The sequence below is a fragment of the Amycolatopsis sp. NPDC003731 genome (assembly GCF_053586895.1).
The window spans coordinates 1-16925 of sequence record NZ_JBSFNC010000175.1 but is presented as its reverse complement, the minus strand read 5'-3'; the positions used below and the strand labels follow the sequence as shown (position 1 = coordinate 16925).

General features: G+C 74.1%; 8 protein-coding genes. 1 reads left to right on the top strand and 7 read right to left on the bottom strand.

All coding sequences use genetic code 11. The features are described from left to right. Positions 1-77: 77 nt before the first annotated feature. The 7 genes from ACWDN5_RS41130 to ACWDN5_RS41100 all read right to left on the bottom strand — a co-directional run bounded on the left by ACWDN5_RS41130 (position 78) and on the right by ACWDN5_RS41100 (position 15327). On the bottom strand, positions 78-1298 hold the full coding sequence (locus tag ACWDN5_RS41130) for a lipase family protein (RefSeq protein ID WP_449680082.1): 1221 nt from the start codon (positions 1296-1298) through the stop codon (positions 78-80). Positions 1299-1317: 19 nt separating this feature from the next. After that, complete coding sequence (locus ACWDN5_RS41125; protein WP_310975450.1) at positions 1318-2289, bottom strand: alpha/beta hydrolase; 972 nt, start codon at positions 2287-2289, stop codon at positions 1318-1320. Positions 2290-2298: 9 nt separating this feature from the next. After that, entirely contained in the window at positions 2299-3876 is a 1578-nt protein-coding gene (locus ACWDN5_RS41120) for an acyl-CoA carboxylase subunit beta (RefSeq protein WP_310975449.1), read from the bottom strand. Beyond that, entirely contained in the window at positions 3876-10109 is a 6234-nt protein-coding gene (locus ACWDN5_RS41115) for a beta-ketoacyl synthase N-terminal-like domain-containing protein (RefSeq protein ID WP_449680081.1), read from the bottom strand. The genes ACWDN5_RS41120 and ACWDN5_RS41115 overlap by 1 nt, the downstream gene beginning before the upstream one ends. Further along, positions 10106-11851 (bottom strand): fatty acyl-AMP ligase, encoded by a 1746-nt coding sequence (locus tag ACWDN5_RS41110; protein ID WP_449680080.1) that lies wholly within the window; start codon positions 11849-11851, stop codon positions 10106-10108. The genes ACWDN5_RS41115 and ACWDN5_RS41110 overlap by 4 nt, the downstream gene beginning before the upstream one ends. 93 nt (positions 11852-11944) lie before the next feature. Next, a complete protein-coding gene (locus ACWDN5_RS41105; protein WP_449680079.1) occupies positions 11945-13330 on the bottom strand; it encodes an MFS transporter in 1386 nt (461 codons plus the stop codon). Beyond that, positions 13327-15327 carry an MMPL family transporter gene (locus ACWDN5_RS41100; RefSeq protein WP_449680078.1) on the bottom strand — a complete coding sequence of 667 codons (2001 nt, stop codon included), beginning with the start codon at positions 15325-15327 and terminating at the stop codon, positions 13327-13329. The genes ACWDN5_RS41105 and ACWDN5_RS41100 overlap by 4 nt, the downstream gene beginning before the upstream one ends. A 282-nt stretch (positions 15328-15609) precedes the next feature. Between ACWDN5_RS41100 and ACWDN5_RS41095 the strand changes: the two genes are divergently transcribed. Beyond that, a complete protein-coding gene (locus tag ACWDN5_RS41095) occupies positions 15610-16857 on the top strand; it encodes a PucR family transcriptional regulator (RefSeq protein WP_449680077.1) in 1248 nt (415 codons plus the stop codon). Positions 16858-16925 lie beyond the last annotated feature (68 nt).

Sequence of the window (16925 nt, the reverse complement as noted above, 5' to 3'; positions counted from 1 at the left end):
GCTCGCCGACGGTGCGGATGCGGCGGTTGCCGAAGTGGTCGATGTCGTCGGTCTCCGAGGTGGCCGCCCGGATTTCCTCAGCAGTTCGCCGGAGCCGGATCCCCGTTGAACCGCTTCACGATCCACTGGTGCGCGTCGGCGTTGCCGGCGAGGATCCCGGTGGCGTGGTCGGCCAGGTAGGTGGTCCACTGCTCGCGCACCCCGGCCGCGCAGTACGCCCGGTGCAGCGTTTCCGCCTGCGGGGTGTTGACGATCTCGTCGACACTCGCGTGGTACTGGAACACCGGCACCCGCGGCGGGTGGGCACCCAGCTTGTTCTGCGCCAGCCGCGCCTGCCACACCGGGGTGTCCAGGGGGTTCGACGTCGTGTAGTCACTGATCTTCTTGAACGAATAGTTCAGCAGCAGTTCGGCAACACACGCGTTCTTCTTGGCGTCACCCAATTGCTGTCGGCCGGTCTCGTTGAGGAAGGAATCCAGCCGCAGATCCGGGTACGCGGCGTCGAGCCCGACCGCGGCGAAGGCCAGGAACCCGAAGCCGAGGTACCCGTCGAGGCCCTTCGCCACTTCGGTCAGGTCGGCCGGTACCCCGCCCGCGACGACGCCGACGACGTTCAGTTCGGGCGCGTACGCGGGCTGCCTCTCCCCGGCCCACATCGATCCACCGCCGCCCTGCGAGTAGCCCTGGAAGATCACCTTGGCGCTCTTCGAAAGCCGGGCGGACGGGAGGTCCTGCGCCGCGCGCACCGAGTCGATCACGGCGGGCCCCATGGACTGCCCGGTGATGTAGGTCGGCACGGTCGTCGGCGAGTAGCCCTCGTAGTCGGTCACCGCGACCGCGTAGCCGCTGGACAGCGAGTCGTTGATGGCGGGCTGGTCGTACAGCGTGCCGCGTTCCATCGCCTTGGACGCCGTGCACTTGAACGCCGGCCCCTGCGTGCCGACCGCGTAACCGACGATCGGCGCCTTGGCCGGGTCCACGCCCTTCGGCACGAGGATCGTCCCGGTCACCGCGTTCCGGTTCCCGAGCGCGTTGGTCGACAGGTACATCACCTGCCAGGCGTCCGCGTTCAGCGCGTTCAGCAGCGGCACGGTGGGCCGCCAGCGGATGACGTCACCGGGTTTCCCGGCCGGCAGCGGGGACGGCGGGGTGTAGAAGGAGTCGTCGAACGGCCCGGGCAGCAGCGGCGCCGCTCCGGCGGGCGCACTCGCCGCCGCGACACCCAGCGCCACCAGGCAGCAGGTCAGGAGCGCCGAAAGCACAGCGCGACATCGGGCAGGCTTCACCACAACCTCCATCGGGGAAAGGGGAATGCGCTCAGGCCGGGAGGCCCAGCGCGCCGGCCAGCACCGGCCAGGACTGGTGCAGGGCCCGCTGCCAGTACGGCCAGCTGTGGGTGCCGGGCCCGTAGTAGTCGACGGTCACCGGGATGCCCGCGGTCCGCAGGCGGTCGGTGAAGCTGCGGGACGACATCTCCGCCGTCGACTCCAGGAAGTCCGCCTGGTTCGGCGGGTCCAGCGGCCCGGTCTGCCCGTTGCCGCAGGAGACGTAGAGCGCGGTGCCGCGCAGCTGGTCGATGTGGTCGTACGGGTTGTTGGCCGTCCAGATCGTCTTCAGGCCGAACGCGTCGCCCCAGAGGTCGAGGTAGTTGAAGAACCCGCCGCGCGCCAGGATGCCGATGATCCAGACCGGCAGCCCCGGGTAGAGCGTGTTCGGCACCCCGCTGTAGGACGCGGCCGCGCCGAACATCCCCGGGTGCTTGAAGGCGTACGCCATCGCGCCGTACCCGCCGATCGACAGCCCGGCCACCGCCCGGCGCGTGCCGCCGCGGTAGCCGCGCTCGACGATCTGGCGCACTTCGGCGGTGTGGAAGGTGTCCCAGTCAGGGGTGTTCCGGAGGCCGAAGTTCCACCACTTGGTGTACATCCCGGCGGCCCCGTCGGTCGGCATCACGACCAGCGCGTCCTTGGTCGCGGTGAACGCCTTGACGTCGGTGAACTGGTCCCACGAGCGGTAGTCGACCGGCTCGCAGCAGCCGTGCAGCAGGAACAGCACGGGCCAGGTCCGCGCCGGCTGCGCCGCCCACCCGGACGGCACGATCAGCCGCACCATCCCGGTGGTGCCCAGGGCGGGCGAGCTGATCTGCAGGTCGACCGTCCGGGCGTCCACCCAGGTCTCCTGGACGACCTTCGCGCCGTCGTCGGCCACGGCCGGGCTCGCCTGTGCGGGCGCCACGGCACCGGCGAGCAGGAGGACGACGGACAGCGCCAGCAAGGCGATCCGCTTCATAGGGGCTCCTCAAAGGGGGATGTTTCCGTGTTTCCGGGCCGGCAGGCTCTGGCGTTTGGTGCGCAGCATCCGCAGGGCCCGAGCCACCTGGAGGCGGGTCTGCGACGGCGTGACGACCTGGTCGACGTACCCGCGTTCGGCCGCCAGGTAGGGGCCGCCGTGGCGCTTGCGGTACTCGTCGGTGAGGCGGCGGCGGGCCGGTTCCCGCTCCTCCGGCGGCAGCCCTGCCAGCTCGCGCCGGTAGAGCACCCGCACCGCGCCTTCGGCGCCCATCACCGCGATCTCCGCGGTGGGCCAGGCCAGCACGACGTCGGCGCCGAGGTGCTTGGAGCCCATCACCGCGTAGCCGCCGCCGTAGGCCTTGCGGACCACGACGGTCACCTTCGGCACGGTCGCTTCGGAGTAGGCGTAGATCAGCTTGGCGCCGCGGCGGATGATTCCGCCGCGTTCCTGGTCGGTGCCCGGCAGGTAGCCGGGGACGTCGGCCAGGGTGAGCAGCGGGATGGAGAAGGCGTCGCAGAAGCGCACGAACCGGGCGGCCTTCTCCGACGCGTCGATGTCGAGCACGCCGGCCTGGTGCCGCGGCTGGTTGGCGACGACCCCGACGGTGTGGCCCTGCACCCGCCCGAACCCGCAGAGCATGTTGGCCGCGAAACCGCTGTGCACCTCGGTGAACTCGCCGTCGTCGACCAGCGCGGCGATCAGCTCGGTCATGTCGTAGGTCTGGTGCGGCGAGTCGGGCACCAGCCGGTCGAGCGCGAGGTCGGCGGCGGTGAGGCCGGCGCTGGTGTCGTCGGCGTACGCGGGCGCGGGGTCGAGGTTGTTCGCGGGCAGGTACCCGAGCAGCGTCTGCACCCAGTCGACGGCGTCCGGTTCGTCGACGGCCCGGTGGTGGGCGTTGCCGGCGACCTCGCTCTGCACGGCCGCCCCGCCGAGTTCCTGCGCGGTGACGTGCTCCCCGGTGACGGCCTGCACGACGTCGGGGCCGGTGACGAACATGTGCGAGGTGTCGTCGACCATCACGGTGAAGTCGGTCATCGCCGGCGCGTAGACGGCACCGCCGGCGCACGGGCCCATGATCATCGAGATCTGCGGGATGACCCCGGAGGCGTGCGCGGTGCGGCGCCCGAGTTCGGCGTAGTAGGCCAGCGAGACGACGCCTTCCTGGATCCGCGCGCCGCCGGAGTCGTTGATCCCGACGACCGGGCAGCCGATGGTCATGGCCAGGTCCATCAGCTTGAGCACCTTCTCGCCGGAGACCTCGCCGAGGCTGCCGCCGAAGACGCTGAAGTCCTGGGAGAACACGCAGATCTGCCGCCCGTCGACGGTGCCGTGCCCGGTGACGACGCCGTCACCCCACGGCCGGTTCGTGTCCATCCCGAACTCGCCGCACCGGTGCCGCGCGAACTGGTCGGCCTCCACGAAGGACCCGGGGTCCAGCAGCAGCGCGATCCGCTCGCGCGCGGTCAGCTTCCCCTTGGCGTGCTGCCGGTCGACGGCCTTCTTTTCGGCGATCCGGACGGCTTCGTCCTGCCGGGCGGCGAGATCGGCGATCCGGAACGCGGTGGTCGGGGTGAGCTCGTCCATCACCGCACCACCGCCCCGAGCCGTTCGGCCAGCACCGCCACGTGCGGTGGATCGATCATCGACACGTGATCACCGGGAACCCGGACGACTTCGAGGTCACGGCAGTGCTCGTCCCAGCCGAGGGCGTCGTCGGTGCGCAGGTACCGCGGGTCCAATGTGGTGGTGAGCGGGTGCGGTTCCTGCGCGCGCAGCAGGACCACCCGCCCGTCGTAGGTTTGCGGCGTGTACCGCTCGGCCACCCGCGCGTCCACATAGGACTCGTACTGGTGCTTGAGGACGCCGGCGCCCATGTCCGGCACCTGCTCGGTGAGCTTGGCCATGACCCGGTGGATCTGAGCGTCTTCGTCGAGCTCCGCCAGTTCCTCGCGGGGCACCCGGAAGGCGACGCCGTAGGTCCGGGAGATGTGGTCGGCGAACCGGTCGAAGCGGTCCAGGAGCTGGTCGGCCGGGGCGCCGCTGGCGGGCAGCGGCAGGATGGTGTCGATGAGGAAGACGAGTTCGGCGCCGTTCAGCCGACGCGCGGTCTCGTAGGCGAGGCAGCCGCCGAACGACCAGCCGCCCAGCCGGTAGGGGCCGTGGGGCTGGATGTCCCGGACGAGTTCGGCGTACCGGGCGGCCTTGCCTTCGACGGTCTGCTCTTCGTCGAGCCGTTCGAAAGCGTAGACGGGCCGGCCTTCGGGGAGCAGCCGGGCGAGTTCGCGGTAGACGCTCGCGGTGCCGCCGGCGGGGTGGAAGAGGAAGACGGGCTCGCCGCCGACGCCGTCCCGCAGGAGCCGCACCGGGCCGCCGCCGTGGCCTTCGAGCTCGGCGCGCAGGAGATCGGCCATCGCGGCGATGGTGGGCGTGGCGAAGAGCCGGTCTTCGCCGGGGACGTCGGTGAGGTGCTCGGCGAAGGCCGCCCTGAGTTGCCGAGCCTGGGCGGGGTCGCCGTCGAAGCGGTCGTGGACGCCCGGTTCGGGCCCGCCGAGGACGGCTCGCCAGTGCCGGGCGACCCACCGTTCGGCGGGATCCCGCGGCCCGGTGACGACCGGCGCGGCGGCCGGCGCAGCCACCCCGAAGCCCGCCTGCTCGGCCAAGTGCGCGGCAAGCTCCCCCAGGCTGGCCCCGCGCAGTAGCAGCGGAATCGGCAACGGCACCCCGAAGTCCCGTTCCACCGCGCCGCGAGCCCGCATCGCCGAGAGCGAATCCAGCCCCAGCCGCGTGAGCGGTACCGTCCGGTCGACTTCCGCCAACCCCAGCAGGTCCGCGATCACCCCCGCCAAGTGCGCAGCGATCGCCTCGCGGGCCGCCTCCGGGGTGCCCGAGCGCAGCGCGTCCAGGCCGTCCCAAGCAGACGTTGAGTGCCCTGGTGAGAAGAGCGCGAAGAACGGCCGCTCCCCCAGCCGCGGGAACATCTCCAGCACCGTCCCCGAATCCACCCGGGCCACCCCGGTCGCCGCCCGGTCCCGCGCGAGCACGAACTCCAACGCCGACAGCGCTTCCTCGGTGCCGAGCGGCTCCAGCACCGGGTTCGCCGAGCCGGCCGCCGCACCGACCTCGCCCCACGCGCCCCAGCCGATCGTCGCCGCCGGAAGCCCCTGGGCGCGGCGCCACGTGACGAGCGCGTCGGCCCACGCGTTCGCCGTCGCGTACGCGGCCTGGCCCGGTGATCCGAACAACGCCGCCGCCGAGGAATACACCAGCCACCAGTCGAGGTCGTGCCCCGCCGTCGCCTCGTGCAGCCGCCACGCGCCCAGCGCCTTCGGCCGCCAGACCGCGTCGAGCGCGTCGCCGTCGAGGCTGATCGCGGCGCCGTCGGCCAGGACACCGGCGGCGTGCAGCACCCCGCGAAGCGGCACGCCTCCTTCGACGGCCGCCGCGACCAGGGTTTCGGCCGTGCCGGGGGCGGCGATGTCGCCGGGCACCACGCGGACGTCGAGGCCCAGCCCGGGATCGGCGGCGTGCCTGCTGTTCAGCACCAGCCGCGTCGCGCCCCGCTCGGCCAGCCACCGCGCCGCGGCCAGGCCCAGGCCGCCGAGGCCGCCGGTGATGATGTACGCGCCGTCGCGGACCGGCTCGCGCACCGGGTCGCCGAGGGCAGGACGGCTCAGGCGCCGCGTGTACCGGACGCCGTGGCGCCAGGCGACTTCGTCGTCCGGCCCGTCCGCGCGGACCTCGTCCCGCAGCCGATCCAGCCCGTCGACGTGGCTCACCCTCAGTTCGGGGTGCTCGAACGCCAGCACGCGCACGAGCCCGCGCAGCGCCGCCAACGCCGGGTCGCCCCGCTCGCCGGGATCGACGGCGTGCGCACCGGCGCTCACCAGCCACAACCTCGGCGCCACGGGTAGTTCGGCCAGCTCGGCGACGACCCCGGCCAGGGTCTCGACCAGGCGCGCCCCGCGCACGGGATCGGGCTCGGCCGCGGCGCCGAGCAGGGCGAGGACCGCGGCCGGTTCGCCGTCGCGCAGGAGTTTCGCGAGCTCGGCCCGATCGCCGAGGCGGGCGGTCCGGACGTCGTCGCCCGCGAACTCGCGATCGTCCTCCGACAGCACGATCCAGCGCTGCCCGCGGGGGCGCCCCCCGTTTTCCACGCTACCGGCCGGCACCGACAATTCCGGGGCGGCGGGCAGCGGCGTCGGCTGCCAGGCCGCCTCGAACAGCAGCCGGGCCACCGCCGCGTCGCGGTAGGGGCGGCAGTAGACGTCGCGGAATTCGACCAGGACGACGTCGCCGGCGTCGACCAGCTGGACGCTGCCGAGCACGCCGTCGCCGGACTCCTTGAGCACCGCGTCCACCCGCACGCCGCGGCCGGGGTCGCCCACGAGCACCACCTCCCCCACGCTGAGCGGCAGGTAGAGCGTGTCCGCCTCGCCGACGGCCGCCGCCAGCGCGTGCAGGCAGGCGTCGGCGAGCGCGGGATGCAGCACGTACGCGGGATGACCGGTCTCCGGCTGCGCGATCGACGCCGACGCGCGCCCGGGCGCGGCGGTCACCCGGCGCAGGCCGCGGAACGCCGGGCCGTAGGACTGCCCCAGCTCGGCCAGCGCCCGGTAGACGTCGACCGGCTCCCCGGCGGTTTCCCCGAACGGTGCCGACGGCGTGCCGCCGGTGCCGATCCGCGCGGTGGCGTGCCGGATCCACGGCCCGGTTCTCGTGTGGACACTCAGCTCGCTGCCACGGAGCGTCGTGGTCACCTCGGTGTGGTCGCCGAGCGGGAGGACTTCGTGCAGTTCGAGGTCCTGGACGCGGCCGCCCGGACCGGCCGCGGCGAGCGCGAGTTCGAGGAAGCCGGTGGCCGGGAACACCGGGACGTCCCGGACGGTGTGGTCGGCCAGCCACGGCAGCGCGGCCGTGCCGACGTCGCCGCGCCACAGGTGCCCGCCGCCGGGGTCCTCGATGTGCACGCCGAGCAGCGGGTGGGCACCGGCGGTGCGGACGGTCCGGCGCGGCCAGAAGCGCTCGTGTCGCCAGACCGGGCCGGGCAGCTCGACCGGCGGCGTCTGCGGCCGGGCGGCCAGCACGCCGGGGTGACCGAAGACGTGCAGCCGGGCCAGGCTGGTCAGGAACGCCGTCCGCTCGTCGATCCGGCGGCTCCCCGAAGGCAGGCCGAAGACGCCGGACTGCTCGAGCGCGGCCAGCGCCACGGGGTGCGGCGAGACTTCGACGAAGACGGTGTGCCCGTCGGCGGCCGCCGCGGCCACGGCCTGGCTGAACCGCACCGGACGGCGCAGGTTCGCCGCCCAGTACTCGACGTCGAAGGCCGGCGGCTCGTCGTGAACACTGCTGTAGCACCGGACTTTCGGTGGTGCGGGAGTCAGCCCCGCCACCGCGTCGCGGAACGGGCCGAGCACCGGCTCGACGGCCGCGGAGTGCCCGGCGCCCCCGACCGGCAGCCGCCGGGCGAGCCGGCCGAGGCTTTCGGCGTGCGCGACCACGGTGTCGACGTCGTCGGCGGCCCCGCTGATGGTGCACTGGGTGGGCGAGGCGTAGACGGCGATGGTGACGTCGGGGAAGGCGGCGAGTTCGGCGGCCGTGAGCTCGACGACGGCCATCGCCCCGCCACCGCGTTCGTCGAGTTCGGCGAGCAGCCGGGCCCGGGCGGCCATGACCTTCAGGCCATCGGCGACGTCGAGCGCCCCGGCCACGACGGCGGCGGCCACCTCGCCCATCGAGTGCCCGAGCACGGCGGCGGGCACGACCTGGTGTGCCCGCCAGAGAGCGGCCAGGGCGAGCTGCACGCCGAACAGGGCGAGCTGGGTCGCGGCGAGGTCGGGCAGGTCGTGCTCGAGCGCGTCGCGCAGCGAGAACCCGGCTTCGGCGCGGAAGACGGGATCGAGCGCCTCGATTTCGGCCCGAAACGCGGGTTCGGCGCGAAGCAGCTGGCGTCCCATGCCGGACCACTGCGAGCCATAGCCGGAGAAGACGAAGACCACACCCCGCTCACCCCAGCGCCCCGATGCGGCGTCGGGCGCCTCCGACGCCACATGGGGGCGTTCGGTACCGGCGGCCAGGTCTCGCAGAGCCTCGACCACCTCGTCGCGGCTCTCCCCGACCACCGCCCCGCGCACCGGCAGGTGCTCCCGGCGGTGCGCCAGCGTCGACGCGACCGCGTCGAGCGGCGCGGAATCCTCCGCCAGCCAATCCGCCAGCTCGCCCGCCCGCGCACGCAACACTTCCGCCGACCGGGCCGACAGCGCGAACACCTGCGGACCACCGTCACCGGCCCGGACCGGGAACGACGCGGCCGGCCACTCCTCCACCACCAGGTGCGCGTTCGTCCCGCCGAAACCGAACGCCGACACCCCGGCCCGCGCCGTCCCCGAGTAGCGCGGCCAGTCCGTGCCCGCCGAAACGACCCGCAGCCCGGTGAAGTCGATGTGCGGGTTCGGCGCACGGAAGTGCAGGCTCGGCGGCACCCGCCGGTGCGTCATCGCCAGCACCACCTTCAGCAGCCCCGCGATCCCGGCCGCGCCTTCGAGGTGGCCCAGGTTGCTCTTCACCGACCCCAGCAGCAGCGGACGGTCCGCCGGCCGTCCCGCCCCGAGCACGGCCGCCAGCGCACCCGCCTCCAGCGGGTCCCCCAGCGGTGTCCCGGTCCCGTGCGCCTCGACGTAGTCCACTGAGGACGGATCGACGCCCGCCGTGGCGTACGCGTCGCGCAGCAGGGCCGCCTGGGCGTCCGGGTTCGGGGCCGTCAGGCCGTTGGACCGGCCGTCGGAGTTCACCGCGCTGCCGCGGATCACCGCCAGCACCCGATCACCGCGGGCCGCCCGCAGCGGCTTCAGCACGACGACGCCGCAGCCCTCGCCCCGGGCGATTCCGTCGGCGGCGGCGTCGAACGGCTTGCAGTGCCCGTCCGCGGCCAGCACGCCCGCCCGGTGGAAGCCCGCCGTGATGCCGGGCGAGAGCAGGACGTTCACCCCGGCGACCAGCGCCGTCTCGCTTTCGCCGCGGCGCAGGCTCTGCACCGCCTGGTGCACCGCCACCAGCGACGACGAGCACGCCGTGTCCAGTGTCAGGCTGGGTCCGCGCAGGTCGAGCAGGTACGACAGCCGGTTCGCCGCGATGCTCGCCGCCGCGCCGGTGCTTGCCCAGACGTCGACCCCCGCGACGTCGGTCATCGTCAGCGAGCCGTACTCGGTGGCCGACAGCCCGACGAACACCCCCGTCCGGCTGCCGCGCAGCGTGGCCGGCGGGATCCCCGCGTGTTCCAGTGCCGACCAGGCGACCTCCAGGAGCATCCGCTGCTGCGGGTCCATCGCCGCGGCTTCCCGCGGGGTGATGCCGAAGAATTCGGCGTCGAACCCGGCGATGTCGCCGAGGAACCCGCCGCGTGCCGGCACGCCGGCGAGGTCCTCCGCCGGCGCGAACGTCTCCCAGCGGCCCTCGGGGACGTCGCCGATGCCGTCGCCGCCCGCGTCGAGGAACCGCCAGAACGCTTCCGGGGATTCGATCCCGCCCGGCAGGCGGCAGCCGAGGCCGATGACCGCGATCGGCTCGCCGTCCTCCGCCAACGGCACGTACGCCGATGACGGATCCACAGTGGACAGATGCGAGGCGAGCGCGGTGATCGTCGGGTACTGCCACACCAGGGTCGGGGCGAGCGGGCGGCCGACGAACGCGCCGAGGTCGGCCGCCAGGCTGGTCGCGTCCCGTGAGGACAGTCCGGTTTCGTGCAACGGCCGGTCCACATCGGCGACGCCGATCCGGCTGACGAGCCAGTCGCGGATCGCCGCGGCGTCCGGCGCGCTCATCCGAGCCGCCGCGCGGTGAGCGCACCGTCCAGGTAGGACACCCGGCTCCGGGCGCGGCTGATCTTGCCGCTGGACGTGCGGGGCACCTCGCCCGGTGGCAGGAAGACGACGTCGTGCAGGCGCAGGCCGTGGCCGGCCGACACCGCCGCCCGCAGGGCCGCGGCGGCTTCGGCGACGTCGGTTTCGCTGCCTTTCGCGCGTTCGAGGACGACGACCGCGGCTTCCCCGTCGGCGCCGTCGATCGCGAAGGCCGCGGCCGAATGCGGCCGGACGGCCGGGTGGTCCTCGACGGTCTGCTCGATGTCCTGGGGGTAGTGGTTGCGGCCGTCGACGACGACCAGGTCCTTCAGCCGGCCCGTGACGAACAGCTCGCCGTCGAAGACCACGCCGAGGTCGCCGGTCGCCAGCCAGCCCTCGCCGGTCTCCGGATCGAGCGGGGGCAGCCCGAAGGTGGCCGCCGACGCTTCCGCCCGGCCCCAGTACCCGCGGCCGACGTTGGGGCCGCTGACCCGGATTTCGCCGACCTCGCCCGGTCCGGCGGGCCGCCCGGTCACCGGGTCGGCGATCCGCACCCGCTGGCCGGCCGGGCGGCCGCACGAGACGAGCGTCGTGGTGGACGCGCCCGGGACGGCGGGCTCCGCGTACCCGGCGGCGAGCCGCGCCCGGTCGAAGGTGATCTGCCGCGGCGGTTTCCCCGCGTCGGTCACCGAAACCAGCACGGTGGCCTCGGCCAGCCCGTAGGAGGACCGGTGCACCTCCGGCCGCAGCCCGCACTCGGCGAAGGCGTCGTGGAACTTCGCGATCGTCGCCGGCAGCACCGGCTCGCTACCGTTGATCAGCGAGACGACCCGGCTCAGCTCGAGGTAGACCTTGTCCGCCTCGGTGACGCGGGAAGCGCAGTAGGCGTAGGCGAAGTTGGGGGCCGCGCTGATCGCGCCCGGGCTGGCCGAGAGGGCCCGCAGCCAGCGCACGGGCCGTTCGAGGAACGCCAGCGGGTCCATCAGGACCGACTCCAGCCCGCCGGCCATCGGCGCGCCGATGCCGAGGATCAGCCCCATGTCGTGGAACAGCGGCAGCCAGCTGACCGCCGACGTGGTCCCGCTTTCGGCGCCGTAGGCCGCACAGGCCTGACGGGCGTTGGCGAGGACGTTGCGGTGGGTCAGCACGACCCCGGCCGGCGAGCGCGTCGACCCGGACGTGTACTGCAGGTACGCCGGAGCGTCCGGATCGGGCTGGGGCCACTCGCGCGGCTTCGCCGGCGGCACCGTGTCGACGTCGACCACCACCGGGTCGACCGGCGAACCGGCGAGGAACCGGGTGACCGCCCCGGATTCTCCGGCCGTGGTCAGCACGACGCGCGGGCCGCAGTCGGCGAGCGCCGCGGCCAGCCGGCCCGCGTGCCCGGGCAGGCCGGGCGCGAACAGCGGCACCGCGACCAGTCCCGCCCGCAGCGCACCGAGGAACGCGACGACGTACCCGGCGGACTGCCCGGCCAGCACCGCCGCCCGCTCCCCCGGACCGGCCACTTCGGACAGCCGGGCCGCGACCGCCTCGACCCGCTCGTCGAGCTCGCGCCAGGTGAGCGTGACCGCCCGGCCGTCTCCGCCGTCGCGGTGGTCGAGGTGGGTCACGGCGATCCGGTCGCCGAGGCGGCGCGCCCACTGACCCAGGAGGGTCGCGAAGGACTCGCCGGCGGCGACGGGGGCACCGGTGCCGGGAACCGGCCGGGAAATGGTTTCCAAGGCATCCTCGCAGAGAGCGTTTACCGGCGCAGTGAATAACCGCGCCGATGCGGTTGTCAACGATTCGATCTCCGGTACTCACGGGGAAACGGGTTATGGGACAGCACGTTTGTCACGCGGCGACGAGGTCTCGGCGGGCCGGTCCCGCGGCACGCGCACGGCCAGCAGCGCGCCGGCGAACGTCAGCCCGGCCGCGACGAGCAGGCCCGCGGTGTACCCGCCGGCGAGCGCCGCCCCGGCGGGGACGCCGGCGTCGAGCCGGGCCGCGCGCACCGACGTCAGCACCGCGCCGATCAGCGCGACACCCAGCGCGCTCGACAGTTCCCGGCCCGCGGTGAGCCATCCCGACGCCGTCCCGGAATACCGCTCGGCCACGACGTCGAGCGCGTGCGAGGTCATCGGGACGGTGAAGGCCGAGCCCGCGCCGATCAGGACCATGCCGGGCACGCGCGGCCACAGCGCGGGCACGTGGTTCACCGCGGCGAGGGCGAGCAGCCCCGCGCCGACCACGACCAGCCCCGCCGCCACCGTCCGAAGTGGACCGTGGCGGGCGACGGCCGCCGGCACCAGCGGGGTCGCGGCCACCACCGCCACCGCGACCAGCACCAGCGGCAGCCCGGCGCCGGCCGGGCCGAGCCGGAGGAACTCCTGGTGCAGCAACGGCGTGAAGAAGAAGATCCCGGAGATCCCCAGACCCCACAGCAGCTGCAGGCCGAGCGACCCCAGGAACACCCGGTTCCCGGTCAGGGCCGGCGGGACCAGCCTCTCGGCTGCGCGCCGTTCGCGGACGAGGAACGCCACGCCGAGCGCGGTCCCGGCGGCCAGCAGCGGGAGCCGGAGCCCGGGTTCGGCCAGCGCGGTGGTGAGCAGCACCAGGCTCGCCGTCACCAGGATCATCGCCGACGCCGGTGGCGCGCGAGTCCCTGCGCCGCGGCCGGGCGGCACGGTCGAGGGCAGCAGCACGAGCATCGCGGCCACGAACGGCAGGTTGACGAAGAAGATCCAGGCCCAGCCCCAGTATTCGCTCAGGACGCCGCCGAGCGCCGGGCCGAGGGCCAGCGCGGCCGCCAGGCAGGCCGTCCACACCGCCGCGCCGAGCGTCCGCCCGCGCGCGTCGAGGTTGGTGCGCAGCAGGCTGAGCAGGCCCGGCACCAGGAACGCGGCCGCCATGCCCTGGAGGACCCGTGCGGCGACCAGGAGCCACGCCGTGCCCGCCAGCCCGCCCGCCGCCGCACCGGCCCCGAAGGCGAGGAGGGCGCCGATCAGGGCCGGGCGCCGGCCCCAGCGGTCGACCAGCGCGCCCGCCACCGGCAGGAGCCCGGCGAACGGGAGCATGTACCCGAGCGCGATCCATGACAGAGCCCCGACGTCGAGGGCGAGCTCGCGGGCGATGGACGGCGCTCCCGCGGCGACGATCGTGTTGTCCAGGGCCGTGACGAAGGCGCCCAGCGCGAGTACGACCAGGGTCCGCCGGGTCATTGCGTGCTCCCCACGAGCTCGCCGGGAACGACGGCCTTGCGGCGCGGGAACCACCAGTTCGCCGCACCCAGCCGGGCCATCACCGCGGGGACGAGCACGCACCGGACGACGACGGCGTCCAGGAGCACGGCGACGGTGAGCCCGACGCCGGCCTCGCGCACCACCCGGGCGTCGACGAAGGCGAACGACACGAACACGAGCGCCATGATCAGCGCGGCCGCGGTGATGGTCCGGCCGGTCGCCGCGACGCCGTCGACGACGGCCGCACGGGTGTCGCCGTGGCGGCGCCACGCCTCCTGGATGCGGGCGATGAGGAAGACCTCGTAGTCCATGGACAGCCCGAACAGCCCGGCGAACAGGAAGACGGGCAGGTACGGCTCGATCGGGCCCCCGAAGGCGAACACCACCGCCCCGGTCGTCGCGGCCGCGGTCAGCAGGTTCATCGCCGCCGCGGTGAGCGGGATCAGCACGCTGCGGAACACCCAGGCCAGCAGCAGGACCGAAATCCCGACGACGGCGGCGAGGAACAGCGGCAGCCGCTCGGTGATCGCCGCGGAGAAGTCCGCCCGGGCCGCGACGACCCCGCCGACGTGCGCGTCCGGGCTGCCGATGAGCTTGGCCATCACCCGCGTCGAAGCGAGCAGGTCACCGGTCGCCGGGTCGCCGCCGCCCGTACGCGGGAGCACCGTCAGCAGCCAGCCACCGCCGGGCAGCGCGGCCGGCGGGGCGACGTCAGCGCTGGCGAGGAGGGCTTCCCGCAGCGTGCCCACCGATTCGCCGCCGGTGCCGACCACCAGCAGCGGCGCGTCGGCGCCCGGCCCGAAGCCCTCCTTCAGCAGTTCGGCGGCGGTCCGGGTGACGCTGCCGGGCGGGTCGAGCGCGGCGTCCGGCACGCCGAGCCGCAGCCCGGTCATCGGGAGCGCGAGCACGGCCACGACCAGCAGGGCGGCGAGGGTGTACGGGCCGGGACGCGCGGTGACCGACCGGGCGAGCCGGGCCCACCGGCCGGCCCCGGCGTCCGGGCGCAGGCGCATCCGCCGGCCGACGAGCCGCAGCAGCGCGGGCAGCAGGGTCAGCGCGGCGAACGCGGTCAGCAGGACCGAGACCGCGGCGGCGACCGCGATCCCGTCCAGGAACGGCAGGCCGACGGTGACCATCCCGGCCAGCGAGACACACACGGTGATCCCGGCGAACACCACGCTCCGGCCGGAGGTCGCGGCCGCGACGGCCAGCGCGCCCGCCGGATCGGCGCCGTCCCGGCGGCCCTGCCGGTAGCGAGTGAGCACGAACAACGCGTAGTCGACGCCGACGCCGAGCCCGAGCAGCGCGGCGATCTCGGTGCTGATCTTCGGCATCGTCATGACGTGCGACAACAGCGTCACGGCGGCCAGCGCGCAGCCGACCGAGACCGCCGCGGTGAGGACCGGGAGCAGCACGCAGGTCACCGAGCCGAAGGCCACCAGCAGCACCACGGCCGCGGCGAGCAGGCCGATGCCGGCGTTGCCGAGGTCGGGCGCGGCGGCCGTCATCGCGGCGAGCTCGCCGGACGCGCCCGCGGTCAGGCCCTCGGCGTCGCGGACGGTGGCGGCGAGCGCGTCGGCCGTTCCCTGGCCGAGGTCGGCGGCCGGGGCGTCGAAGCGCACGGTGAGCACCGCGGTCCGCCGGTCGGCGGACACCTGACCGGGCGGCGGCTCGACCGCCACGACGTGCGGCAACGCCGCCAGCCGGGCGGCGAGCGCGTCGAGCCGGACGCGGCCCGCACCGGTGTCGACCGGGCCGTCCGGCGAGCGCACGACGACGCGTTCCCCGGCGCCACCGGCCCCGGTGGCGCGCAGCAGGTTCGCCGCGGCCGTGCTGTCCGCGGCGGGCAGGTCCACGGTGTCGCGGAAGGCCGCGCCGGTGTGCAGCGCGGCGGAAACCAGCCCGCCCAGCGCCAGCAGCCACAGCACGACAACGACGCCGGCCCGGCGGAAACACCAGGAAACAAGCGCCGTCATCGGGTTTTCTCCTCACGCATGCCGGTTGATCACGCTAACAACCGGACAGGGCGCGAAGATACCGCCTGAGTTCACAAATCGAATCCCGGAAACCTTTGCCGCGATTAGCGTTCCGCTTTGTCGGGCAGGTGACAAACTCCGGTGCGGCCGTTGGTCCCGGCGTGACAGAACCCGCGCCCGGGGCAGGGACGCCGGTTGCCAAGTCCGTTCCCGTGTGAGTACATGACGTTCGCGCCGACGACGGCGCGAAGTCTCCAGGCGGCGCGGCAAGGGGTCTGAACCATGAGCCGGACGATCACGCAGGCGGCGATTCCGCACCCGCGGGGCACCGGCCGCGCGCGGCAGCTGTGGTGCTCGCTGCCCACCGAACTGGCCGGGCGCTTCCGGGCGCACGCCGACCCGCTCGCCCGGCGGATCCTCGACGAGGTCCAGAAGGCCGTTCCCGAATACGCCAAGCCCCTCGAGGGCGAGTTCGGCAAGATGACCGTGCTCGCGATCGAGCAGGCGGTCCTCAGCTGCATCGACAGCATCGAGGACCTGGCGTCCACACAGGACGATTGGCCGAAGCTGTTCGTGGAGGTCGGCAAGCGCGTCCACCACGACGGCGGCAGCCTCAATTCCCTACAGGCCGCCTACCGCGCGGGTGGGCGGGCGGCGTGGCGGTACGTGGCCGAACTGGGCCAGGCCTACCGGTTCCCGGCGGCCGTGCTGTGCGTCGGCGCGGAAGCCATTTTCGCCTACGTGGAAGAGATTTCCGCGTACTCGGTCGAGGGGTACACCTTGGCGCAGGCGATGGCGACCGGCACGCTCGAGCGCCGCCGGCGCCGGCTCTTCGAACTGCTGCTGGCCACCCCGCCGTCGTCCCCGGCCACCCTGGCGACGCTGGCCGAGGCGGCGCAGTGGGAGATCCCGGAGTGGGTCACGGTCGTCGCGCTCGACCCGCAGACCGACCGGCACCCACCGCCGACCCCGCAGATGGCCGCCGACGTGCTCGTCGATCTCGACGGCCCCGAGCCGTGCCTGCTGACCCCGAACCCGGACCGCGACCTGCGCGGCCTCGAAGGCCGCCTCCCGGGCTGGCGCGCGGCGGTCGGCCCCCGCGTCCGCCCGGCCGAAGCGGCGACGTCCCTGCGGTGGGCCCGCCGCACGCTCGACCTGGTTCGCCGCGGCCTGGCGGGCGACGACCCGGTCACGCACACGGCCGACCACCTGGCGACGCACTGGCTGCTGATCGACCGCTTCCTGCTCGACGAGCTGTCGGCGAAGGCACTGTCCCCGTTCGCCGGCCTGACGGCCAAGCAGCAGACCCGGCTGGCCGAAACGCTGCTGAGCTGGCTGGAGCACAACGGGAACACGCCGGAGATCGCGCAGGCCCTGCGGATCCACCCCCAGACGGTCCGCTACCGCGTGAGCCAGCTGAGCGAGCTGTTCGGCGACCGGCTGGCGGACCCGGCGAAGCGCCTGGAGATCCAGATGGCCCTGCGTGCCCACCGGCTGCTGGGCACCCGGCCACCGGCCGGCGACCGCTGACCGGCGCCGGCCCGCGTGCGGCTTCCACCGGTGTCGCGAATGACTCATTCGGGACGCCTGAGGTCCGC

What these genes read in the sequence shown, in the direction of transcription:
- ACWDN5_RS41130 (WP_449680082.1), bottom strand. Translation starts at nt 1,298, where the DNA reads ATGGAGGTTGTGGTGAAGCCTGCCCGATGTCGCGCTGTGCTTTCGGCG.
- ACWDN5_RS41125 (WP_310975450.1), bottom strand. Translation starts at nt 2,289, where the DNA reads ATGAAGCGGATCGCCTTGCTGGCGCTGTCCGTCGTCCTCCTGCTCGCC.
- ACWDN5_RS41120 (WP_310975449.1), bottom strand. Translation starts at nt 3,876, where the DNA reads ATGGACGAGCTCACCCCGACCACCGCGTTCCGGATCGCCGATCTCGCC.
- ACWDN5_RS41115 (WP_449680081.1), bottom strand. Translation starts at nt 10,109, where the DNA reads ATGAGCGCGCCGGACGCCGCGGCGATCCGCGACTGGCTCGTCAGCCGG.
- ACWDN5_RS41105 (WP_449680079.1), bottom strand. Translation starts at nt 13,330, where the DNA reads ATGACCCGGCGGACCCTGGTCGTACTCGCGCTGGGCGCCTTCGTCACG.
- ACWDN5_RS41100 (WP_449680078.1), bottom strand. Translation starts at nt 15,327, where the DNA reads ATGACGGCGCTTGTTTCCTGGTGTTTCCGCCGGGCCGGCGTCGTTGTC.
- ACWDN5_RS41095 (WP_449680077.1), top strand. Translation starts at nt 15,610, where the DNA reads ATGAGCCGGACGATCACGCAGGCGGCGATTCCGCACCCGCGGGGCACC.